This is a genomic window from Xanthomonas sp. WHRI 8393 (assembly GCF_040203315.1).
In the GTDB taxonomy this organism is placed as follows: Bacteria; Pseudomonadota; Gammaproteobacteria; order Xanthomonadales; family Xanthomonadaceae; genus Xanthomonas; species Xanthomonas arboricola.
Genome location: NZ_JBEGGL010000003.1, coordinates 298758 through 322780 on the forward strand (window position 1 = coordinate 298758; position 24023 = coordinate 322780).

At 66.5% G+C, this 24023-nt stretch carries 13 protein-coding genes; 3 read left to right on the top strand and 10 right to left on the bottom strand.

The genetic code is table 11. From position 1 onward, the window contains the following. Positions 1–10: 10 nt before the first annotated feature. From ABQ137_RS11730 to ABQ137_RS11765, 8 genes are all read right to left on the bottom strand, one after another. Entirely contained in the window at positions 11–2353 is a 2343-nt protein-coding gene (locus ABQ137_RS11730; RefSeq protein ID WP_349782571.1) for a GH92 family glycosyl hydrolase, read from the bottom strand. A gap of 135 nt (positions 2354–2488) precedes the next feature. Next, positions 2489–3949, bottom strand: a complete 1461-nt coding sequence (locus tag ABQ137_RS11735; RefSeq protein WP_349782573.1) for a glycoside hydrolase family 125 protein — start codon at positions 3947–3949, stop codon at positions 2489–2491. Between the two features lie 435 nt (positions 3950–4384). Then, entirely contained in the window at positions 4385–7054 is a 2670-nt protein-coding gene (locus ABQ137_RS11740) for a glycoside hydrolase family 3 C-terminal domain-containing protein (RefSeq protein ID WP_349782575.1), read from the bottom strand. A 238-nt stretch (positions 7055–7292) separates the two neighbouring features. Next, positions 7293–9974 carry a beta-mannosidase gene (locus tag ABQ137_RS11745; protein WP_349782577.1) on the bottom strand — a complete coding sequence of 894 codons (2682 nt, stop codon included), beginning with the start codon at positions 9972–9974 and terminating at the stop codon, positions 7293–7295. 21 nt (positions 9975–9995) lie between these two features. Next, positions 9996–12482 carry a family 20 glycosylhydrolase gene (locus ABQ137_RS11750; protein WP_503021214.1) on the bottom strand — a complete coding sequence of 829 codons (2487 nt, stop codon included), beginning with the start codon at positions 12480–12482 and terminating at the stop codon, positions 9996–9998. Positions 12483–12729: 247 nt separating this feature from the next. Continuing rightward, positions 12730–13785 (bottom strand): glycosyl hydrolase family 18 protein, encoded by a 1056-nt coding sequence (locus ABQ137_RS11755; protein ID WP_349782579.1) that lies wholly within the window; start codon positions 13783–13785, stop codon positions 12730–12732. A 14-nt stretch (positions 13786–13799) separates the two neighbouring features. Further along, the gene (locus ABQ137_RS11760) at positions 13800–15482 is read right to left on the bottom strand and encodes an alpha-L-fucosidase (RefSeq protein WP_349782581.1); all 1683 of its coding nucleotides are present in this window, start codon (positions 15480–15482) and stop codon (positions 13800–13802) included. Between the two features lie 208 nt (positions 15483–15690). Further along, the gene (locus tag ABQ137_RS11765) at positions 15691–18351 is read right to left on the bottom strand and encodes a TonB-dependent receptor (protein WP_065032635.1); all 2661 of its coding nucleotides are present in this window, start codon (positions 18349–18351) and stop codon (positions 15691–15693) included. Between the two features lie 717 nt (positions 18352–19068). Here ABQ137_RS11765 and ABQ137_RS11770 point away from each other — a divergent pair. After that, positions 19069–20067, top strand: a complete 999-nt coding sequence (locus ABQ137_RS11770; protein ID WP_184456977.1) for a glucokinase family protein — start codon at positions 19069–19071, stop codon at positions 20065–20067. A gap of 297 nt (positions 20068–20364) precedes the next feature. Here ABQ137_RS11770 and ABQ137_RS11775 read toward each other — a convergent pair whose 3' ends face one another. Together ABQ137_RS11775 and bioA are read right to left on the bottom strand one after the other, a co-directional pair. Next, complete coding sequence (locus ABQ137_RS11775) at positions 20365–21099, bottom strand: 16S rRNA (uracil(1498)-N(3))-methyltransferase (RefSeq protein ID WP_046343762.1); 735 nt, start codon at positions 21097–21099, stop codon at positions 20365–20367. Beyond that, the gene (gene bioA, locus ABQ137_RS11780) at positions 21090–22508 is read right to left on the bottom strand and encodes an adenosylmethionine--8-amino-7-oxononanoate transaminase (protein WP_349782583.1); all 1419 of its coding nucleotides are present in this window, start codon (positions 22506–22508) and stop codon (positions 21090–21092) included. Before bioA ends, ABQ137_RS11775 begins: the two co-directional genes overlap by 10 nt. A 41-nt stretch (positions 22509–22549) precedes the next feature. Between bioA and nudE the strand changes: the two genes are divergently transcribed. Both nudE and cysQ read left to right on the top strand, forming a co-directional pair. Further along, on the top strand, positions 22550–23098 hold the full coding sequence (gene nudE / locus ABQ137_RS11785; protein ID WP_349782585.1) for an ADP compounds hydrolase NudE: 549 nt from the start codon (positions 22550–22552) through the stop codon (positions 23096–23098). After that, the gene (gene cysQ / locus ABQ137_RS11790) at positions 23095–23895 is read left to right on the top strand and encodes a 3'(2'),5'-bisphosphate nucleotidase CysQ (RefSeq protein ID WP_016905000.1); all 801 of its coding nucleotides are present in this window, start codon (positions 23095–23097) and stop codon (positions 23893–23895) included. The genes nudE and cysQ overlap by 4 nt, the downstream gene beginning before the upstream one ends. Positions 23896–24023 lie beyond the last annotated feature (128 nt).

Consider the following 24023-nt stretch of genomic DNA (forward strand, 5'->3'; position numbering starts at 1 on the left):
AGGACAAACATCAAGCAAACGAAGGTGGCAGATCCTCCTTGTTCGCGCCGAAGGCCGGATTTGGTTTGGCACCCATGGTGAATTCCAGCGTGCCGCCAGCGGCCAGGTCGGCATGCCGCATCCAGCTGCGGTTGGTCGGTTTGCCGTTCCAGCTCAGCGACTGCACATACACGTTCTGCGCGCTGCTGTGGTTGGCGACGATGCGCAGCGTGCGGCCGTTGCCGACATCGAGTTCTGCGCGCTTGAACAGCGGGCTGCCGAGGACGTAGTTGCCGCTGACCGGGTCCACCGCATACAGCCCGAGCGCACTGAGCACGAACCAGGCGCTCATCTGCCCGCAGTCTTCGTTGCCGGACAGGCCATTGCGTGCGTCGTGGTACTGCTCGCGCAGCAGCCGGCGCACCATCGCCTGGGTCTTGTAAGGCTGGCCGGCGTAAGCAAACAGATACGCGACGTGGTGGCTTGGCTCGTTGCCGTGCGCGTACTGGCCGACCAGGCCGTCGATATCCGGCGGCGCATCGGCGGGCAGTTCGGAGCTGGTGGAAAACAGCTCGTCGAGTTTGGCGACGAAGCCGTCACGGCCGCCGTACAGGTCCATGTAACCGTACAGATCGTGCTGATTGAGGAAGCTGGCCTGCCAGGCGTTGGATTCGGTGAAGTCGCGCCATTTGCTGATATGGCCCATGCCGCGCGGGTCGAACGGCGTGGCCCAGCTGCCATCTTCCAGACGCGCCTGTACGAAGCCGCTGTCGCGATTGAACACGTTGCGGTAATTGCGCGAGCGCTCGCGCAGTGCGCGTGCATCGTCGGTGGCACCGGCGGCCTGTGCCAGATGCGCGCAGGCCCAGTCGTCGTAGGCGTATTCCAGCGTGCGGCTGACCGCTTCGTCCACCTTGTCGGCGGGGATATAGCCGAGCTTGCGGTAGTACGCCAGGCCATGGGTGGTGTCGTCCATGGCGCGCTTGCGGTAGGCCGGCCAGGCGGCGGTGTAGTCGATGCCGGTGAAACCCTTGGCATGCGCCTCGGCCAGCACCACCGCCGAGTGGTAGCCGATCATGCAGCCGGTTTCCACGCCTTGCAGCGGCCAGATGCCCACGCCGTCCGGGCATTCGTTGGCGCCGCGCACCAGGCATTGCAGCAGGTCCGGTACGCGCTCGGGCTGCACCAGGGTGAGCAGCGGATGCGCGGCACGGTAGGTGTCCCACAGCGAGTAGGTGCTGTAGTTGTGATAGCCCTTGGGGGCGGTGTGGATCTGCAGGTCCATGCCGCGGTAGCGGCCATCCACATCGCTGAAGAGGGTGGGCGCGAGCAGGCTGTGATACAGGCCGGTGTAGAAGATGCGGCGTTGCGCGTCGTCATCGCTGTCGATGCGTACGCGTGCCAGTTCCTTCTCCCAGGCGGCCACGGCTTGTGCGTGCACACGGGCGAAGTCGAAGTCGGGCAGTTCCGCATCCAGGTTGGCCAGCGCATTGTCGGCGCTGACCGCGGAGATGCCGACCTTGATCAGCAGCGGTGCGTCGGCTGCGTCGGGATAGTGCAATGCGGCCTTGAGGTGCACGCCGTCCACGTTGCGCGTGCCTGCGGCCAGCGGTTGGTCTTCGTTGTACAGCTGCACCTGCTTGAACGGCCGCGACAGCCGCATGGCGAAATAGATGTAGCGCCCCTGCGCCCATTGATAGACCCGCCGGCCACCGGTGAGCGTGCGGTCGTCGACCACGCGCAGTTGCGCGTCGGTGATGCGGGTGGGGATGCCGGGTTTGTCCTGCATGCCGTGGCACAGGTCCAGCAGCACATGCGCCGGCTTGCCCTTCGGGAAGTGGTAGCGGTGCAGGCCGGCGCGTGCGGTGGCGGTGAGTTCGGCATGTACGCCGCTGTCCTTGAGCCGCACGCGGTAGTAACCGGGCGAGGCGGCTTCGTCGGCATGGTCGTAGCGCGAGCGGTAACCGCTGTCGGGCGCGTCGAGTGCGCCGGGCACCAGCTTCACTTCGCCGGTGGCGGGCACCAGCAGAAAATCCAGCATGTCGCCGATGCCGGTGCCGGACAGGTGCGTGTGCGAGAAGCCCATGATCGAGCCGTCGGACTCGTGATAGCCGGAGCACGAATCCCATACCGCGTTGTAGGTGTCCGGGCTCAGCTGCACCATGCCGAACGGCAGGGTCGCACCGGGGAAGGTGTGGCCATGGCCGCCGGTACCGATGAACACATCGACGTGGCGGGTGAGCTCGGCGCGGGTGCGCGCATCGGCCGGCAGTGCGTAGTTGCCGGCGCGTGCGCGTGCAAGCCCGGAGAGGCCGGCGCTGCCGAGCAGTGCCGCCGCGATGGCGCCTTGGAGAAAACCGCGTCGTGTTGCCATGGTGATGTGCTCTTGGATGTCACGAAGTGGGGCGGGCCGTACCCTCATCCGCCCTTCGGGCACCTTCTCCCGGCGGGAGAAGGGAAGATCAAGCGCTCTGCAGGTCCGCGTTGGAAGGGCGGGCCCTTCGCAAAATCAGGCGCTGCGCAGCAGCTGGGGTTTGCGTTGGTGCAGGTCGATGATCAGTTCGCCGAACAAAGTGTTGGCCCAGGCGAACCAGTCGCGGGTGAAGCTGCCCGGGTTGTCCTTGTCGAAGGCCTCGTGCATGAAGCCGGTGCCGGCATGGGTGGTCTTGAGCCACTGCAGGCATTGGCGCAGTTGTGCGTCGTCGTCGCTGACCAGCGCGTACTGGATGATCGACATCGGCCAGATCGTGCCCATGCCGCTGTGCGGGCTGCCGACGCCTTCGGCCGCGCTGCCGCGCGAGAAATACGGGTTGCGTTCGCTCCAGGCCAGCTGGCGCGTGCGCAGGAACACCGGGTCGGCGCGGTCGCAGCAGCCCAGGTAGGCCAGGCTGAGCAGGCCGGGGGCGTTGGCGTCGTCGATGAACAACTGGTTGCCGTAGCCGTCCACTTCAAATGCCCAGTAGGCCTGCCCATCGGCGTCGCGTTGCTGGCCGAACTTGCGTGTCGCCGCTTCCACTTCGTCGGCCAGCGCGGTGCAGTCGGCGGCGAACGCGGCATCACCATGCAGGGCCGTGCTCATCGTCGCCAGCTGGCGCAGCGAGGCCACCGCGAACAGGTTGGCCGGCACGAACAACGGATACACGCAGGCATCGTCGGAGGGGCGGAACATCGAGTGGATCATGCCGTTGGGCCGGGTCGGCTGGCCGTAGCCTTCCAGCACCAGGGTCTCGGTCGCCAGCGGCGAGGGGCGCTGGAACACGTAGGGGCCGCGGTTGTCCTTGCGCTGCTGCTCGCGGAAGGTTCTGACCACCACCTGCATCGCTGCGCGCCAGTCGTCGTCGAACGGGGCGGCATCGCCGGTGGCGCGCCAGTATTCGTGCGCGATGCGGATCGGGTAGCACAGCGAATCGATTTCCCACTTGCGCTCGCCCACGCCGGGCTTCATCTCGGTGATGTCGTTGAGCGACCACTTCAGGCGCTGGGTCTGGCCATCGGGCAGGAAGGCGTTGGCATACGGGTCCAGCCGGATGCACGCAGCCTGGCGCTGGATCAGGCCATGGAACATGCGCCGCAAGGCAGGGTCGCGCCTGGCCAGCGGCACGTACGGGTGCACCTGGGCGGAGGAGTCGCGCAGCCACATCGCGTGGATGTCGCCGGTGATGACGAAGGTGTCCGGCTTGCCGTTGCGGGTGCCGGTTTCCACCGTGGTGTCCAGCGTGTTGGGGTAGCAGTTCTCGAATAGCCAGGCCAGCTCGGGATCGGCGATGCGCGCCTTGATCTGCACGATCTGCTGCTCGACCGCCTTGCTGACGAAGCGGCGCTGCGCCTTGGGCGGGCGCTTGCTGACGAAGTTGCCGGCAGCCGTGGAGGTGCCGGCAACGGGGGCGGCGAAGGCGGGCAGTGCGCCGGCGAGCAGGCCGGCGCCCGCGCTGGCGCCCAGCAATTGGAGGATGTCGCGGCGGGTGTGCATGACCTGGAGCTCCCTGGGATTTCAGCAAGCGGTCGACGCAGCGGACATCCTTGCAGCGGCGGCATCTGGTGCCGAGCCGATGATGAGACCTCTGCATGACCAATTCCCGATGACCATACAACGTGTGCGCCGAATGTGCATAGTGCGCCCGCACAATTCGGCGCCGTACGCGTGGCCTGCGGCCATGGCGGCAGTGGCTGGTCCGCGTCCTCCGCGGTCGCGCGGCACCGGCTTTCAACCGGCCGCATGTCCGCGCGGCTAGACCGGCACCGCGCAGTGGCCATCGTCCTGCGCATGCCGCCCGGACCACCTCGGCCAGCATGCTACGCGCTGACCGCCGGGCGTATCAGCAACGCCTTGCAGGCGTCCAGGTGGCTGCTGCCGAGCGCCGGCCATGACAGCCGACGCCTGTTGCATGTTGCGCAGATGCCGCACTTATTTCGGCAACGGCGAACGCCCCGAGATCGAGAACGCTGCGGCCTCGCCAGCCGCGCCGGTGCCGGGCTGGCCACCGCCGACAAACAGCGTGTAGTCGCCGGCTTCCACCGCACGCTGCCCGGTGCGATCCACATCGCTCAACGCGCGCGCATCCAGGGTGAAGCGCAACGTGCGCTGCTCGCCGGGCTTCAGGTGCACACGCTGAAAGCCGACCAGGCTGCGCAACGGAGACTGCGGGCGATCCGGATATTGCAGATACACCTGCGCCACTTCGTCGCCGGCACGCGTGCCGGTATTGCGCACGGTGGTGGTCACCTGCAACGGACTGCCGGCTTGCAGGGTTGCAGTGGACAGCTGCGGCGCGCCGTAGGCAAAGCTGGTATAGCTCAAGCCGTAGCCGAACGGAAACAGCGGCTCGCCCTTGAAGTAGCGGTAGGTACGGCCCTTCATGTCGTAGCTGACGTAGGGCGGCAGGTCCTTGGTGGAGCGATAGAACGTGACCGGCAGGCGCCCGCCGGGGTTGTCGTCGCCGGCCAGCATGCGCGCGATCGCGGTGCCGCCAGACTGGCCCGGATACCACGCCGCCACGATCGCATCGGCATGCGTCTTGGCCCAGTTCAGGGCCACTGCGCTGCCGCTCATCAGCACCACCACCAGCGGCTTGCCGGAGGCCTTGGCCCGTTCCAGCAGCGCCTGCTGCGGGGCGGGCAGGGCGATGTCGTTGCGGTCGCCGCCGTCGAAGCCGGGCACATCGATGCGCAGTTCCTCGCCTTCCACATCTGGTGACAGGCCGACGAAGGCCACCACCGCATCGGCCTGCGCCACCGCCTGCTCGGCCTCGGCCAGTTGCGCGGCCGCCGGTGCCAGCCACTCCAGGCGCACGCCCTGGTCCTGGCCGCGGTGTTCCATTTCCAGGCGGATCTTGCGCGGGCGGGTGTCGCCGAAGTGCAGCACGGTTTCCACGCTGCGGCCGTCGGCGTTGTGCATGCCGGCCGGCACGTGCTTGTCTTCGGCATTGCCGGCGACCACCAGCTTGTCGTCGATGTACAGCCGCACCGGGTCGTGGCCGGCGCAGTCGAAGCAGCGCGCCACCCGCACCGCCAGCGTGTAGTCGCCCGCGCTCGGCGGCAGCAGTTCGCCGCTCCAGCGCACCGCGTAGCGATCGGCCGGCACGCCCTTTGCGGGGGCGACCTGATCCCAGTTGAAACTCACCGTACGATCCTGCCGCACCGTGCGCGGCGCACCGTCCAGCTCGACATTATCGAAATATTCGCCACGCAAGCCCGGCTTGCCGTCGCTGCGCAGCGCGGTTTCCGGAATCATGCCGGGTACGCCCGCGGCCAGCGGCGCACCTTGCGCATAGCTCACCTGCTGCGCGCCGAAGCGCTCGCGCAACCCAAGCAGCGGGGTGAGCGGCGTGGACGAGGTGCCCTGGTAGTTGGCTTCCAACGCTGCCAGCGCATCGGCATTCGGCCCGATCACTGCCAGCCGCGTGCCGGCCTTCAACGGTAGTGCGCCGGCCTCGTTCTTGAGCAATACGATCGATTCGGCAGCGGCCTTCAGCGCCAGCGCACGGTTGGCGGCGTTATCGATATCCTTGGCACCGAGCTTTGCATACGGATCCTTGCGCGGCGCTTCCAGTTCGCCCAGCCGGTAGCGCGCGGCGAACAGGCGCACCAGCGATTGGTCGAGCAGGGCTTCATCCACTTCGCCACGTTCGATCGCCGTGCCGAGTTCGCGATAGGCATGCCCGCAATTGAGATCGTGCCCGGCCTTGAGCGCTGCAGCCGACGAGCCGGCATTGTCCGGGCGGAAGTAATGGAACTGGGTCATGTCGTCCACCGCATCGCAGTCGGACACCACAAAGCCCTTGAAGCCCCAGTCGCCACGCACGCGGCCGTTGAGCAACCAGTCGGCCGCGCAGGCCGGCGTGCCGTGCAGCGAGTTGTAGGCGCACATCACCGAGCCGGCCTGGCCGTCGATCAGGGCGGCGCGGAAGGCGGGCGTATAGGTCGCCTCCACATCGCGCGGCGACACGTCCACATCGAAGCTGTGCCGGCCAGGCTCCGGGCCGCTGTGCACCGCGATGTGCTTGGGCGTGGCGATGGTGCGCGGGTGTTCCAGATCGTCGCCCTGCAGCCCGCGAATGAAGCCGACTGCGAGCTGCCCGGTGAGGAAGGGATCCTCGCCGTAGGTTTCCATGCCACGGCCCCAGCGCGGGTCGCGGAAGATATTGATGTTGGGCGACCAGATGGTCAGGCCCGCATAGCGCTTGTGATCCTTGCCCGGGGCGCCGGCCTGATTGAACTTGGCGCGCGCCTCGGTCGACACCACCGTGCCCACCTGCTGCATCAACGCGGTATTCCAGCTGGCGGCAAGGCCGATCGACTGCGGAAACACCGTGGCATAGCCATTGCGTGCAATGCCGTGCAGGCCCTCGCTCCACCATTCGTAGGCGGGGATGCGCAGGCGCGGAATCGCCGGTGCATCGTTCATCGCCTGCGCGACTTTTTCCTCGCGGCTCATCTGCGCGACCAGCGCGGCGGCGCGTTGCTCCGGCGTCGCATCGGGTTGTGTTGCGGCCAGCGCCGGCGCGCCGACCAGCGGCAGGCCCAGACCCAGACTCAGCGCGACCGCCAGGCGGCATGGAAACACGGACAACGACATCTGCTCACTCCTGCGTGGCGGCGGGTGGCCGTCACGCGTTGTTCTTGGATTGCCCGCAGCGATACCGCGGGCAGCGGTTGGTGACACTCGGGTTGGTGACTGCCGCCGATCAGGCGCGGATCAGATACGAGACCTGCGACCGGGACTGCAGTCACTGCGCCACGCGCCGGCTTGGCCAATGGCGCAGCGCCCTGAGACGAGCGCTGCGCCATCGCCTGACGCCTGCTCCCGGCGCGGCTTACTTCGTCTCGGCCGGCTCCGGCGGTGCACCGGCCAGCGTGCTCGCCAGATCGCGCACCTGCAGCGTGGACTGCAACTGTGCCAGCGCGGCCTTGCTGCTCACGTGGACGGTCAACGGCTCGCCCGGCAACAGGTCGAACGCGTTGTCCGACAGCGTGGCATCCACATCGCCGAACGATAGCCAGACCTCGCGTGCCAGCGTGTTGCTGGACAGCGTCAGCGCGTAGCCATCGCCATCGGCGCGCCATTGGCTGTCGATCTTGGCGGCCGGCAACGCCAGCTGCTTGGCCGGCGCGAAGAACACCACCTCGCGCGACAGCAGCTTGTCGCCGTCGAACAACTCGAACACCGCGTAGCTGCGCTTGGGGTCGGCGCTGCCCAGCAACTGCTTGTCGCTGAAGTTGCCCACCTGCAGGCTGCTGAGCGGTTTGACGGTGGCCTTTTCCTCGCGCTTGCTCAGCAGCTTGCCGTCCATGTTCATCACCCGCATGCGCCAACGCGCGGCCAGCGGGGTGGTGCGGTCGGAGACCAGCGACACCTCGGTCTGGCCCTTGTCGTTACGCAATGCGGCGATCAGCTCCGGCGCGTAGAAGCGGCGGGCGTGGTAGTGCAGCGCCTTCCAGCGGCCGTAGTAGTCCACGCTGGACCACGACGCACCCGGCCACACATCGTTGAGCTGCCAGTACAACGAGCCCATCGATTGCGGGCGCGAGGCGCGTAGATGCGAGGCGGCCAGGTTGATGCCTTCGGCCTGCATCAGCTGGCTCAGGTAGACGAAGCTCTCGAAATCCTTGGGCTCGCCGAATTCGCGGCGGATGTACAGCATCAGCCGCTTGTTGCCGTTGCCCTTGTCGAACTTCTGATGCACGCGCATCACCGGCGATTCCGGATCCATGTCGCCGGGTTCGGCGAAGGCACGCACGGTGCGCATGTCCGGGAACGACTGCAGGCCGTATTCGGACATGAAGCGCGGGGTGACGTTGAGGTATTCGGTCACCGGCAGCGCGGGGCCGCCCCAGACCTTCCAGTAATGCATGTCGCCATCGTTGGCCTGGTCGGCGGCGCCGTCGAAGTTGGTGCCCGGCGAGGTGGACCAGTACGGCACGTCGCTGTCGTAGGTGGCCACCACTTCGCGGAACACGGTGCCGAACAAGGTGGTCATGCCGCGCTCGATGCGGCTGCGTTCCTCCGGGTCCACCGACTGCTTGAACTTGACCCGGTCGCCCCAGTTTTCCCAGCCGGTCTGCACTTCGTTGTTGCCGCACCACAGCACGATGCTGGGATGGTCGCGCAGGCGCTTGACCTGTTCGATCGCCTCCTGCCGGGTGTTTTCGCGGAACTCCACGTCGTACGGCGGCACCGCGCCGCCGAACATGAAGTCCTGCCAGATCATGATGCCCAGCTCGTCGGCCACCTCGTAGAAGCGGTCGTCCTGATAGTGCCCGCCGCCCCACATGCGCAGCATGTTCATGTTGGCATCGCGCGCATCCTGCAAGGTGCTGCGCATGCGCTCGGGGCTCACGCGCGCGGGGAACGCATCCAGCGGGATCAGGTTGGCCCCCTTGGCGAAGATCGGGATGCCGTTGATCACGATCTCCATGCTCTTGCCGTACTTGTCTTTCTCGCGCCGCAGCTCCACCGAGCGCAGGCCGGTCACCCGCTTGATCTGCTGGCTGTCGCCATCGGCATCGCGCACGCTGGCCACGAAGGTGTAGCGGTCCTGCGCGCCGTAGCCGGCCGGGAACCAGCGCTTGGGCTTGGCGATGCGCACCGGCAGATCGATGCGGTTCTGGCCGGGGTCGACCACCGCCTGCTGGGTGAATTGCCCGACTTTCTGCCCATCCGGGCCCAGCACGTCCAGCGTCACCTGCACCGGGCCGCTGCGGCCGGCCTGCAGTTCCAGCTGCGCCTGCAACTGCGCACTGTCGGCGTCCACGCGTTGCTGGGCGATATGCAGCCCGTCCACGCGCACCGCATCCCAGGCTTCCAGGCGCACGTCTTTCCAGATGCCGGCATTGACCATGCGCGGGCCCCAGTCCCAACCGAAGTTGTACGGCGCCTTGCGCACGTAGGTGGAGCTGTGGCGCGATTCGGGCTCGTCGCCGAAGGCGGAATCGTAGGCGCCCGGCAGCGCGTACGGCTGCTTGGCCAGCCACGGCTGGATCTTCTTGATCGGCGAGAACAGCTTGACCTCGAGCACGTTGTCGCCGCGCTTGAGCAGGGATTTGGCATCCACGCGCCACTGCCGGAACATGTTGTCGGCGCTGAGCAGCGGCTTGCCGTTGAGGGTGACCTCGGCAAACGTATCCAGGCCGTCGAACACCAGCTCGACATGCTCGCGCTTGAGCGTGGCCGCATCCACGTTGAAGCGGGTCTGGTATTGCCAGTCGCTCAGGCCTGCCCACTGGATCTTGCCTTCGTTGTCGCGATAGAACGGGTCCGGCACGATCTTGGCGGCGATCAGATCGGTCTGCACCGCGCCCGGTACCTGCGCCGGCAACCACGCCGCCGCTTTCGGATAGGTCCTGGCCTGCTCCTGGCCCGGCACCAGCCGCACCTGCCAGCCGCTGTCCAGCGGCGTCGCGGTGGGCGGCGCGGCCCAGGCCTGCGAGATGGCAAAGGCCAGGGCAAGCCCGAGGCGGGCGGGGGCGGGAACGCAACGATGACGGGACAGGGGCATGGATGACTCTCCTTGGATGGATCAGCGCGTGGCGGCGGGGGGCGCCTGCGCGGTGGTTTCAATCAACTGGACGGCGCCGATGGCGTACAGCGGGCCGCGAATCGGCGCGGTGAAGCGCAGGCATAGATCGTGGATGCCGGTGCGTGCAGGCAGTGCGGTTTCCAGCGTGAATTGTTCGCCCAGCGTGGCGCTGTTGGGTAATTGCACGCTGGCGATCAGCTCGCCCTCGCAGCCCAGGCGCACTTCCAGCTCGCCGCGGCGCGTCTTGGCGGGGTACTGCACCACCTTGGATTGTTCGTGGGCCAGGCCGAAATTGTTCGGCAGGCGTGCGGCCTCGATCCGGATCGCGCCGACGCCATCCAGGCGCGCCTGCGGATACAGCCGGCAGGCATGGAACAGGTCGACGTTGTAGACCGGCGTGTCGGCGCCGGTCAGCTCCGGCAACAACGGCAGGCGCAGGCCGAGCGCACCGGTGTCCACGCAATCGCGCAGGCCCTGGGTGTCCACGCGCAACAACCCGGCACGATCGAAAGTACGGCTGCGCGTGGTCGCCAGCGCGGCGCCGCCGGCATCGAAGGCGGTGGCCTTGACCGTGGTCGGCAGCTGGATCGTAAACGGCGCCGCGTAGCGTGGCGATGCCGGCGTGGGATCGCTGCCGTCGACGGTGTAGTGCAGCGTGCCCGCACCGGCCTGGGTGCCGAGTGCCACCTTGGCCGGGCCACCGGCCAGCACCGGGTTGGGGCCGCTTTCCAGTGCGATATCGGCGGCGAAGGCGCCGTCGCTGTAGTCGATGCCCAGCGCTTTGTAGCGCTGCAGCTGCGCCGGCAGGCGCGCCAGGAAATCCTTCCAGTTGCGGGCAGCCACCGGCGACCAGGTCACTTCGGCGATGGCGGACAGACGCGGGAACAGCGCGTGATCCACATGCCAGCGCGAGGGAATGTATTCGGACCACAACGCGCCTTGCGCGCCGAGTACATGCGTGGACTGCTCGGCGGTCAGTGTGTCGGGCACCGGGTCGAAGGCGTAGACCTTGGACAACGGCAGTACGGTCAGGCGGCCGTTGGGTTCGTCGCTGCGGGTGGTCTGCAGGTTGTCCAGGTACAGCCAGTCGCCTGGCGCCAGCACCACATCGTGGCCCTGCCTGGCGGCGGTCACCGCACCGTCGGTGCCGCGCCACGACATCACCGAGGCACTGGCCGGCACGCCGCCTTCGAGAATTTCGTCCCAGCCGATCATGCGCCGGCCGTGCTGGGTGAGGTAGGCCGCAAGCTGTTCGTTGAACCAGCCTTGCATCGCGTGCGCATCCTTGACGCCCAGCTTGCGCATCTGCGCGCGCACCGCGGGCGAGGCTTCCCACTGATCCTTGACCGCCTCGTCGCCACCGATATGGATATACGCCGACGGGAACAAGGTCAGCACCTCGTCCAGCACGTTGGTGATGAAGCTCAGGCTGCGTTCGCTGGTGTTGAACAGGTACGGGTTGACGCCCCAGTCCACGCCCACCTGCGTGCGCTGGCCGGGCACGCCGACTTCTTCCGGATACGCGGCCACTGCGGCCTGCGCATGCCCGGGCATGTCCAGCTCGGGCAGCACGGTGATGTGCAGGCGCGCCGCATAGGCGACGATCTCGCTGATCTGCTGCTGCGTATAGAAACCGCCATAGCGCTCGGGCGTGCCATGCTGGCCGGCGCCGGGCGGGGTGCGCCAGGCACCGACCTCGGTGAGTTTGGGGTAACGCTTGATTTCGATGCGCCAGCCCTGGTCGTCGGTGAGATGCCAATGCAGCACATTGAGCTTGTGCGCGGCCATCGCGTCCAGCACATGCTTGACGGTGTCCACGTCGTGGAAGTGGCGGGCCACATCCAGATGCTGGCCGCGCCAGCCAAAGCGCGGCCAGTCGCGGATCGCCACCGCCGGTACGGTGACATCGCCCTTGCCCGCATCCGGCGTCATCAATTGCCAGGCGCTGATCGCGCCATAGAACAGGCCGGCACCATCGCGCGCGGTGATGCGGATGCCGTTGCCGTCCACATCCAGGCTATAGCCTTCCTTGTGTGCCACCGGCGCCTGCGCTGTGCGCTCCAGGCGGATGCTGTGCGGCGAGGCGCTGGTTTCGGTGCGCACTTCCAGGGTGAGGCCGCGGGTGCGTTGCAACAGGCTGGCCAGCGACTCAGCGCTGCGTCGCACTTCGGCGTTGCCGGTGGGGATGGAGATCACCGTGCCGGTGCCGACCCGGAAACTGCCGGTGCCGCGCCTGGCTTCGGCCGGGGCGGGAATCAGGGGCAGCGGTGCGTTGGTCGCAGGCAGTGTTGCGGTGGTGCCGGGGTTGGCTGCAGGTGCGGTCGCTGCATCGCGTTGGCCGCAGCCCGCCAGCACCATTGCCGCAAGCGCCATCGCAAGCAGGCACGAGGAGCGTCGGTGCGATGACAGCAGGCGCGACGACAGGCTGCGCGGCGACGGCGGCCCGGATAACGGTGAGCGCAGGCTCGGTGCGGAGTTCGACATCATGCAATCACATCCCGGTATGGCGGGGGAGATACGGCAGCCACGCACAGTAGCAAAGCCGTGCCGGATGGCGCAGGGACTGGCGCACGCTTCGTCGGGGTGCGCGGTGTGTGGTGTCGCGCAGCGCCCGCGCTCCGCATGGCGTGGTGCAGAACGGGCGCGGGCAGTGCACGCATCGGCTTGCAGTGGATGCACTCCGATGCGAACACCGACTGCGCCCGTCCTGTCGTGCAGCAGTGCGATGACGCGGTCAGCGCTGCGCGGTCGGCAACTCGTCCCACACCTTCGGGTCTTCGGCGCCCAGCACCCAGCAGCTGAAACCTTCCAGGCCGTACTGCTTCACCAGGTCGTAGCGTGCCTTGAAGCTGCGCGCATCCGGGCGGAACACCCACTCGCGCATGTCGTCGCGGTAGAAGAAGAACCACGATTCCTGCTCGACCGGATCCCATTGCACGGTGGCGTTCTGCTCGATCGCCAGCGGGAACGATTCGTCGGCATCGATATAGGTGGCGGAGATGTTCGACGCCTCGGTGCCGTCTTCCTTGACCGGATTGCCGGTGTACCAGCGGTAGCCGTAGGTGGCGATGCCGAGCGAGAGCTTGTCCTTCGGCACCTGGGTGATCGCGTAATCCAGGTGCTTCTTCATCCACACCATGCCGTCGACCGGGCCCGGCGTGGTCCAGCGGGTGTGCTGGTCGTAGGTCATGATGCTGACCAGATCCACGGCCTGGCCCAGCGCCTTGAGGTCGTACGCGCCGCGCCAGTATTCCCACATCCACTTGGAGAACTGGCCGCCTTCGGCATGGCCCGGGGCGTTGGGCACCACCGCCACCGACATCTTGAAGCCGGCCTTGTGCAGCGCATCGGCGGTCTGCTTGACCATCAGCGTGTAGGCGTCGCGGTCGGTCCAGGCAATGTTCTCGAAATCGAACTGGAAGCCGTAGTACTTGTGCTGCTTGCCGTGGATCAGCAGCGATTCGATCATGCGCTTCTTGGCGGCCTCGTCGTGCATCAGCTTGTGGAAGCCGTCGCGCCCGGTGGTCATCGACAGGATCGGCATCACCCGCAGGTTCTTCTGCTTGGCGATGTCGTACAGGTACATGTTGGGTGTGCCATTGACCAGGCCGTTCTGGTCGACGCCGTACCAGGTCGGCACCACCACGTCGATCTTGTCGACATTGGCCAAGAACGAGTTGGTCGATTTCTGCGTGTTCATCAGATAGAACAACGCCGTGGGGGTTTTTGCCAGGGCCGGCGCGCACACCAGCGCCAGCGCCAGCAGGATCCAGGTCAATCGCTTGCTCATGAAAACAGCATCCGTCAGGGAGTGGAGGAAGAAGAAAGATCGATGCGCAGCACGTAGGCGTGCTCGCCGACCGGCTTGGCCGGCAGGCGCAGATGCAGGCCGTCGGCCTGCTGCTCGAACGGCACCTTCTTGCCGTTGGCCAGCAGCGTCACGCCGCGCACGCCGTCGGCCGGTGTGAGCGAGCGGATCACCGCCTTGCCGCCGGCCGGCCAGCCGAGTTCGATCGCGTACAGCGCGCCATCGCGCGTGGTGAAGCGGAAATCCTCGGCGGTGTAGGGCTTGGTCTTGACGTCCTGGAAGGTGCCGCCGACCACCTCGGTCGGGCCTTCGCCATACACGCGCCACGGCTTGCTGTCGTAGATCGCGCCGCCGTTGGTCTTGAGCCACTTGCCGATCGCCAGCAGGATGCCGCGCTCGGTATCCGGGATCGAGCCATCGGCACGCGGGCCGATGTTGAGCATCAGGTTGCCGTTCTTGGCCACCACATCGGCCAGCATGTGGATGATGAAGGTCGGCGACTTGTAGGTGTCGTTTTCGATATAGCCCCACGACGCATTGCTCACCGAAGTGTCGGTCTGCCAATGGGTGGGATGGATGCCGGTGAGCTGGCCGCGCTCGATGTCCAGCGTGCCGGCCCCTTCCGGAAACGCGCCCAGCTTGTAGTTCACCACCACGCCGCGATCGGCTTCGGTGCGCGCCGCGCCCTGGTTGTAGTAGTAGGCCAGCATGGTCGGCAGGCTGCTGCGGAAGGTGGGGTGGGCAATCCACCAGTCGAAATAGATCAGGTCCGGCTGATAGGTGTCGATCAGCTCGGTGGTACGCGCCAGCCAGTCGTCCAGCCAGGCCTGCGACACCGGGGTCCAGTCGTTGGCCACATCGGCGTCGTCCTTGCCCGGCAGGCGGACCTGCGCCGGGCCATACAGCGCGGCATAGCGCGGGTCGTTGACGTCCGAATCGAACTTGCGCCCGCCATCGAAGAACCAGTTGTGCTCGGCGCGGTGCGAGGACAGCCCGAAGTGCAATCCCTGCGCGCGGATCGACTTGGACAACTCGCCCAGCAGGTCGCGTTTGGGGCCCATCTTGACCGCAGTCCAGTCCGACAACCGGGAGTCGTACAGCGCAAAGCCGTCATGGTGCTCGGCCACCGGCACCACATAGCGCGCGCCGGATTGCCGGAACAGCTTGGCCCAGCCATTCGGATCGAACTTGGGCGCGGTGAACTTGGGAATCAGATCCTTGTAGCCGGAGCGCGCCTGCGGGCCATAGGTCGCCACGTGATGGGCGAATTCCTTGGAGCCCTCCAGGTACATGTTGCGCGAATACCACTCGCTGCCGAACGCCGGCACCGAGAACACGCCCCAATGGATGAAGATGCCGAACTTGGCGTTGTCGTACCACGCCGGCGATTGATAGGCCTTGAGTGCAGCCCAGTCGGGGCGGAACGGACCCTTGCGTGCGCCGGCCTCGGCTTCGCGCACCAGGCGCTCGCGCTCGGGTGCGTACTTGGCGGTGGCGCTGAGCCACTGCTGGTCGATCTGTTCCGGGCTGAGCGTGGTGGCGGTGGGCGCGGTGGCCGATTGCGCGCTGAGCGTGGCAGCAGGCAACGCGAGCAGCAGACCGAGCGCGAGCATTCGCGTTCTGGGTGCAGCTCCGGCGTGGCGGCGGGATGGAGCCGCAGGGCGGCTATCGGTCGTCATGGGAACTGCACTCCTTCAAGCGAGACGTGTCGGTTGCAGCGCAGCCGGCACGTGGATGGCAAAAGCGGGCCTGGCCATGCTCCCTCAACCGCGAAGGGGCGTGGCCAGTACCACTCCTTGGTACAACATCGAGCGGTGCACTGCATGCAACACACCGCTCAAAAAAAAGCGCGCCACCGTGGAGGGTCGGTGGCGCGCCGGTGCTACATCAGAACTTGAAGTTCAGCTGGGCCTGATAACCGCGGCCGTTCTTGTAGAACGCCGTGGGGGTCGAGCGGGTGTTGCTGAACAGCCGGTAGGTGGAATCCAGCAGATTGGTCGCGCCGAAGGTGATGCCCATGTAATCGGTGATCTGGTACGAGGCGGTCAGATCCAGCTGCTTGTAGCTGTCTGCGAAGTCCTGCGAGGCCAGGCGGCCGATCTGGGTGAAGTACTTGGAACGGAAGCTGTAGTTCACACGCACCATCCAGTCGCCATGCTCCCAGTACGGGATGATGTTGTAGGTGTCGCGCGACAGGTACGGCAGGTTCAGACCGGAACTGGAATCGGATTCGGCAAAGGTGTAGTTGGCCTGCACACCGAAGCCCAGACCCAGCGACTGCTGGTAGTTCACCGACACGCCCTTGACCTTGGCATCGGAGACGTTGATCGGCGAGGTCACCGTGTAGATGCCGGAGTTGCCGCTGATCGGATCGGTCAACTGCTGCTGGCTGGTGGTGTTGACGATGTAGGAGCTGATGTCGCGATAGAACACTTCACCGGACAGCATGCTGGACGGCGCGAAATACCACTCCGCAGCAAGGTCGTAGTTGGTGGACTCGTACGGCTTCAGGTCCGGGTTGCCGCCACCGGCGGTCAAGTTGCCGTTCGCACTGTTGATGCTGAACGTGCCGGCCAGATCGCCATAGCGTGGACGTGCGATCACCTTGGCAGCCGAGAAACGCAGCACGGCGTCGTCGGTGATGTCGTAGGCGATGTTGAAGCTCGGCAGCGCCTTGCGGTAGTCGTTGGTCTCGGCCACGCGCGAGTAGTTGGTGCCGCCATCGGCGGTCTGCCAGTACAGCGACTTGTCGGTGGTGTCGACCAGGCGCACGCCGACGTTACCGCGCCACTTGCCGGTCTCGTAATTCAACTGGGTGTAGAAGTTCTGCGTGATCTCCTTCACCTCGAACGAGGAACCGTAATCGGGACGGTACGGACCCTGCGGCTGCGACAGCAGATAGTTGCGGATCGAGTTCAGGCTGGCGGTCGGCCAGGTGGTCAGGTCGCCACTTGCGCCCAGGCCGTCGTACAGACCGCTCGGGGTGGTGCCCGGGTTGAACTGGGTCAGCGAGATCGCATCGGTGGTATTGATGCGATTGCCGCGTGCGTCCACGCCGTTGTTGTGGTTGATGTACTTGTAGCCGAACAGCAGTTTGGTGAACGGGCCCAGCTCCAGATCGCGGGCCGCATCCCACTGGAAGTATTTCTCTTCGTCGGTGCTCTTCTGATAGAAGATGCCGCCGGCCTGCATTGCGCTGGAGTCCTGCGAACCGGCGGGCAGGCCGGCCGGCGAACCGGGCAGCGTCCAGTTCGAGGCGCCGCCGTTGTCGTAGTTCACCGCGGTGTTCTGACCATCGAAGGCGTAGTTATAGCCGCCGTCGGTCATCAGGAACTTCATCAGGTACTCGGGGTTCTTGCCGCCGGTGGCCTTGGTGTCGCCGACCTGGGTGGTGAACACCCACTTCTCGCCCGACCAGTCGTGACGCAGGTTCAGGCTCTTGGTGGTGACGGTGCTCTCGCGGTAGTTCGCGTCCAGCTGAGCGTACGGCTGCCCCGCGGCGCCATCGCCGAAGGTCGCCGAGGTGACCACGCCGTTCTGCACATTGGCGCTGGTGACCTTCTGCAGGTCGTTGTTGCACGCCGGGCAGACGTAACGCGATTCGCTGAAGTTGTTGTACTTGCCCTTGATGTACAGGCCGGTCAGGTTGAATTCGTTCTGCTCGTTCGGCTTCCACTGCAACGCGCCCTGCACGCCGCTGCGTTCGCGGGTCTGCTGGAAGAATGCGCTGTTGATGCCGGCCGGTACACGGGCGGTGGCGACATCGCTGCCGTCGCCGGTGATGGTGGCGCTGGCGGGAATGTTGGCGCCGGTGGTGTAGCCGAAGTATTCGATACCGGCGCGTGCCAGGTCCTGCTTGTCATGCGTGGCGGAGATCAACGCACCGAAGGTTTCGTCGTCGTTCTTCCAGCTCCACAGCGCCGAGCCGCGCGGATTGCCTTCTTCCGAACGGTCGTTGTAGTTGTAGCCGACCGAGCCGCGGATGGTGTTCTTGGGCAGGTCCAGTGGCTTGCGGGTGTGCACGATCACGGTACCGCCGATCGAGCCTTCGTCGATGCGCGCTTCCGGGGTCTTGTAGACCTCCATCAGACCGATGATTTCCGGCGACAGCAGGGTGTAGTTGAAGGTACGGCCGCTGGTGTCGGTCGGGTTGCCGCCCCAATCGCCCGAGGCGATGGTCTGGCCGTTGAGCAGCACGCGGTTCAAGGCCGGGTCGGTGCCGTTGATGCTGACCTTTTCGCCTTCGCCGAACTGGCGGTCGACGCTGATGCCCGGCAGGTGCGACAGCGATTCGGCGGCATTGATGTCCGGGAACTTGCCGATGTCTTCGGCGCTGATCGCATCGACGATCGAGTTGGCCGAGCGCTTGACTGACTGGCTCTTCTCCAGCGATGCGCGATAACCGGTGACGGTGATGGTATCCAGCTCGGTGGTCGCCGACGGCGTGGCGGCAGGAGCCTGTTGTTCTTGTCCGGCAGCCATTGCAGAGCCGGAGCAGTACAGAGCGGCGGTAATACAGAGTGCTAACGTCGTGGTGCGGCTGTGCATGGCTAAACCTCGTTGGTTAGTGCTGTGAGCGCGCCGCCTCTGGAAGGCGTCACGCGCTCGGCGTGGCCGGCAAAACAACACGCCCTGACCGATCGCGGTGATCACACTGGCACGCGTCGCAAGAGGCGGGCCCGGGTGATTCGCGTGGTAGAGGAGGTGTCCCCCGTGTGGTGAAGCGGTAGAGCGAATGCGACTTCAGCGAGTCGAACATCGGGTGATGTCCCGCTCACGAATCTGGAATGCACCGGCGAGGGAGTAGCCCGTTCCTGAGTACCGAACAGTCCATGGCCCCTCCTGCCAGAACCCCGATTTGGATCGAGTCTCGCGTAGCGTTGACAGCGTTGTCAACACATCGTCACAGATCTCTGAAGCGGCTGCGATTGCGCTGCAATGCAGCATTTCTCCGCGATGCCATGCACTGCGCCGATACCGTTGCGCAATGCACCGTCGGCGGCTCACGGTTTTGATCAGCTGTTTCTATGGGGAATGGTGCTTGTGCAAATGGCGGGTGCCGTTTTGTGCTGAAATCGCTGTCGCAAACGTGGAATTTGAGTGAATGATGAAATTGGCGGCATCCTGTTTAAATCGTGATCGCCACGGTTGCGTTACAGGGCGATTACTGACAACGTTGTCTACCCCGTTACCGTTCGTCGGACAATGGGCATGACGCCAGCCCGCGGCCACTTATCAGGAGAATGCGTGAGCGCAAGCAGTCCAATGGAAGCGGTGGCCTTTCCGCGCCCCGACACCTTCGTTGCCGCAGACGTGGGGGGGACGCATGTGCGTCTGGCGCTGGTGTGCGAAAGCCCCGATCCACGCCAACCGGTCACGGTGCTGGACTACCGCAAGTACCGGTGTGCCGACTACCCGGGCCTGGCCGAGATCATGGCCGCGTTCTTTGCGGAGCTGGGCTGCGCGCCGGTGCAGCGTGGTGTCATCGCCAGTGCCGGGTATGCGCTGGAAGACGGCAGCGTGATCACCGCCAACTTGCCGTGGGTGCTGGCGCCCGAGCAGATCCGCCGCCAGCTCGGCATGCAGGCATTGCATCTGGTCAACGATTTCGAAGCGGTGGCGCATGCGGCCAATTACATGGTCGGCAATCAGGTCCTGCAGTTGTCCGGCCCGCCGCAGGGTGCGCCGGGTCCGGCGCTGATCCTGGGCCCGGGCACCGGCCTGGGCGCGGCGTTGTGGATTCCCAACGGCGCCACCCCGGTGGTGTTGCCGACCGAGGCCGGCCACGCCGCGCTTGCTGCCGCCAGCGATCTGGAAGTGGCCTTGCTGCAGGAGCTGCGCCGCACCCGCACGCATGTGGCCACCGAGCACCTGCTCTCCGGCCCGGGCCTGTTGAATCTGTACACCGCACTGGCCGCGCTGCGTGGCGTGCCGGCGCTGCATGCCAGCCCGGCCGATGTCACCGCCGCCGCGCTGGCTGGCGAGGACGTGCTGGCACGCGATGCGCTACAGGCGTTCTGCGGCTTCATGGGCAGCGTGGTCGGCGACATGATGCTGCTCTATGGCGTGCGCAGCGGTGTCTATCTGGCGGGTGGATTCCTGCCGCAGATCGCCGCATTCGTGGCCGCAAGCGATTTCGTCGCACGTCTGCTCGACAAGGGCGCATTGCGTCCGGCGCTGGAGCAGGTGCCGGTCAGCATCGTCGAGCACGGCCAGCTCGGTGTGATCGGCGCGGCCAGCTGGTTCCTGCAGCACGGCCGCTGAGCGCCCGCGCAGCGCCAGGTGCAGCAGTCTGGCTGCACCAAACCGATCAACTCCACATCCGGTAGGAGCGCACCCGGGCGCGACGAGGCATTCCCGATAACGCCCCGTCGCGCCCAGGTGCGCTCCTACGAGTCGGCGCGGGTCTAGGGCCGGGACGCTGTGGACGGAGCCATCAACATGCAGCGGACGACGCAACGCCGGTCAACTCCACATCCCCGTAGGAGCGCACCCGGGCGCGACGAGGCATTCTCGATAACGCCCGGTCGCGCCCAGGTGCGCTCCTACGATGTCGTGGCGCTATAGGTCACCGAACCGCGACTGCAGCGCCGCAATTGCCGCCAGCCCCGCGGTTTCGGTGCGCAGAATGCGTGGCCCCAGTTGCAGGCCGCTGAAACCGGCCTCGGCGAGGGTGGCGCGATCACGCGGCGACCAGCCGCCTTCCGGGCCGATCGCCACGATTACATGCGGTTGCGCGCCGAGCGCCAGGCTGCCCAGGCGATGCTCGCCGTGCGGGTCCAGCGTCAGCCGTAGCGCCTGCGGGTCGCTGGCCTGCGCCGCGTCCTGCAGGCCGTGCGGCGCAGCGACCGTGGGAATGCGCGCACGCCCGGACTGCTCGCAGGCCGACACCACCACGCTGCGCCAATGCGCCAGACGTTTTTCCATGCGCGCCGGATCCAGCTTGACCTCGGTGCGCTCGGCATTGACCGGCACGACCGCCGTTACCCCCAGTTCGGTGGCCTTTTGCAGGATCAGATCCATCTTCTCGCCGCGCGCAATGCCCTGGATCAGGGTGATCGACAACGGCGACTCGTTGCGCAGCGGCTCGGCACGTTCCACCAGTGCGCGCGCCTCGCGTTTGCCGGCCAGGGTGATGCGCGCGTGGTAGTCGCTGCCGTCGCCGTTGAACAGCACGCAGGCATCGCCCTCGCGCAGTCGCAGCACACGCAGCAGGTGATTGGCCGACTCTTCCGGCAGCGTCACCTCCTGGTCGCAGTGCAGCGGCAGTGCGACATGGGAGCGGGTCAGGCGCATGCAACGGCCTCCTCGATGGCGTGGCGGGTGGTCGCAGCAAGCAGCGCAAGTTGCGCGTCGTCCACGCAGTACGGCGGCATCCAGTACAGCACGTCGCCGAGCGGGCGCAGCACCACGCCCTTGTCGAGTGCGGCGCGATAGGCCTTCAGGCCCACCCGCGCCGCAGACGGGAATGGCGTGTGCTTGTTGCCGCCCTGCGTGAGTTCGAACGCCACGATCATGCCGGCCTGGCGCACGTCGGCCACCGCGGGGTGTTCGCCGATCTGCGCAGCCAGCGTGGTCATGTGCGCGGCGGTGCGCTGGTTGCGCGCAATCACATCGTCGTCTGCAAAGATCTGCAGGGTTGCCAGCGCGGCGGCGCATGCCAGCGGATTGCCGGTGTAGCTATGCGAATGCAGGAACGCACGTTCGCGCGAGTCGTCCAGGAACGCGTCGTACAACTGCTGCGTGGCCAGCACCGCCGACAGCGGCAGGAATCCGCCGGTCAGCCCCTTGGACAGGCACAACAGGTCGGGCATGATCCCGGCCTGTTCGCAGGCGAACAGGCTGCCAGTGCGGCCGAAGCCGGTGGCGATCTCGTCGGCGATCAGGAACGCGCCATGCGCGTCGCACAGTTCGCGTGCGCGGCGCAGATAGGCCGGGTGATACATGCGCATGCCGCCTGCGCACTGCACGCGCGGCTCCAGGATCAGCGCGCAGATTTCGCCGGGCGAGTGTTCGAACACCGCCTGCAGCGCATCGGCCGCCTGCAGTGCGTAGTCTTCTGCGCTCTGTCCGGGCTCGGCCAGGTAGGCATCGGGCGAGGGCGCAAAGATCGACTCCAGCAGCAACGGCGCATACACGCGCCGATACAGCGGGATGTCGCCGACCGACAGCGCGCCGATGGTCTCGCCGTGGTAGCCGTTTTCCAGCGCGACGAAACGCGTGCGGCGGTGCTCGCCGCGGTTATGGAAATAGTGGAAGGCCATCTTCAAGGCCACTTCCACGCCGGCCGAGCCATTGTCGGCATAGAACACCTTGGACAACGGCGCGCGGCCGGCCTGGCGCGGCGCGATCGCCAACAGGCGCTCGGCCAGCTGCACGGCGGGCGCATGGGTGAAGCCGGCCAGCATCACCTGCTCCAGTTCGCCAGCCTGGCGCGCGATGGCCGCGCCGATGCGCGGTTCGCTATGGCCGAACAGGTTGGTCCACCAACTGCTGACCGCGTCCAGGTAGTGGCGACCGTCGTGGCCGATCAGCCACGCACCGTCGCCACGCGCGATCGGTACCAGCGGAAGTGTGTGCGGGTGCTCGCGCATCTGCGTGCAGGGGTGCCACAGCACGGCAAGATCGCGTTGCCGCCAATGTTCGTCAGCTTGGGAGGCTGCCGGGTCTGCTAGGATTTCGGGCTCATGAACATGTCGATGCATACGCCTATTCTATCGGTCGGCCCCGCCGCTGCGTGCGACGCATGAGCCCGCGCCTGCCGACCATCCACAAGATCACCGATCTGGGCGACGGGCCGTTCCGTCGCCAGCAGCTGGATCTGGAATTTTCCAACGGCGAGCGTCGCCTTTACGAGCGCCAGCTCAGCCAGGGCCACGGCGCGGTGGTGGTGGTGCCGATGCTCGACGCGCAGACCGTGCTGCTGGTGCGCGAGTATGCCGCCGGCGTGCATCGCTACGAGCTGGGTCTGGTCAAGGGCCGCATCGATGCCGGCGAAACGCCGGAGCAGGCGGCCGACCGCGAGCTCAAGGAAGAAGCCGGTTACGGCGCGCGCCAGGTACAGGTGCTGCGTGCGATGACGCTCGCTCCTACTTATATGAGTCACCAATCCTGGTTGGTGCTGGCACGTGACATCTATCCCGAGCGCCTGGTGGGCGACGAGCCGGAAGAGATGGAGGTGGTGCCCTGGCCGATCGCCCGTCTGGACGAATTGATGCTGCGCGAAGATTTTTCCGAAGGCCGCTCGCTGGCCGCCTTGTTCATTGCGCGCGAGTGGCTGGAGCGCAACCCATGATCCGCATCCCGATGGAACTGCGCGAAACCGTGATCGCCATCGCCCGCGAGGCGGGGGCGGCGATCATGGATGTCTATGCGCAGGATTTCGCGGTGGAGATCAAGGACGACGCCAGCCCGCTGACCCAGGCCGACCTTGCCGCCAACCGTGTCATCGTCGAAGGCTTGCGCCGGGTCACCCCGGACGTGCCGGTGCTGTCGGAAGAATCCGCGCACGTGGCCTGGGAAGACCGCCAGTTCTGGACCAGCTACTGGCTGGTCGACCCGCTCGACGGTACCCGCGAGTTCGTCAAGCGCAACGGCGAGTTCAGCGTCAACATCGCCCTGATCCATATGGGCGCACCGGTGCTCGGCGTGGTGCAGGCGCCGGTCGATGGGCGGGTCTGGTACGCCGCACGGGGCGAGAACGCCTACCGCCGCGATGGCGACCGCGACGAAATGCTGCACACGCGCACTCCGGCGGCCACGCCGCTGCGGGTCGCGGCCAGTCGCTCGCATCGCGACGCGCGCACCGCCGCCGCGCTGGAGCGCATGGGCGAGATCGATGTGGTCGCGCAAGGCTCGTCGTTGAAGTTCTGCCGCATCGCCGAAGGCGACCTGGACGTGTATCCGCGCTTCGGCCCCACCTCCGAGTGGGACACCGCAGCCGGCCAGTGCGTGCTGCACGCCGCCGGCGGCGTGCTGCTGGCCGGCGGCACCGGCAAACCGTTCCGTTACAACCGCCGCGACACCTTGCTCAATGGCGACTTCATCGCGCTGGGCGATCCCAATCTGCCGTGGCGCAGCTGGCTGGTGTGAGCACGGCCGACCGCCGCTTGCGCGCTCGCCGGTTGGATCCTGCGGCTGCGCGCAATCCCGATGCAGTCACGTCCAATGCGGTCCCTGCGCATCGTCTGCCGCCAGGTGACGCGGCACGTACCTGCGGC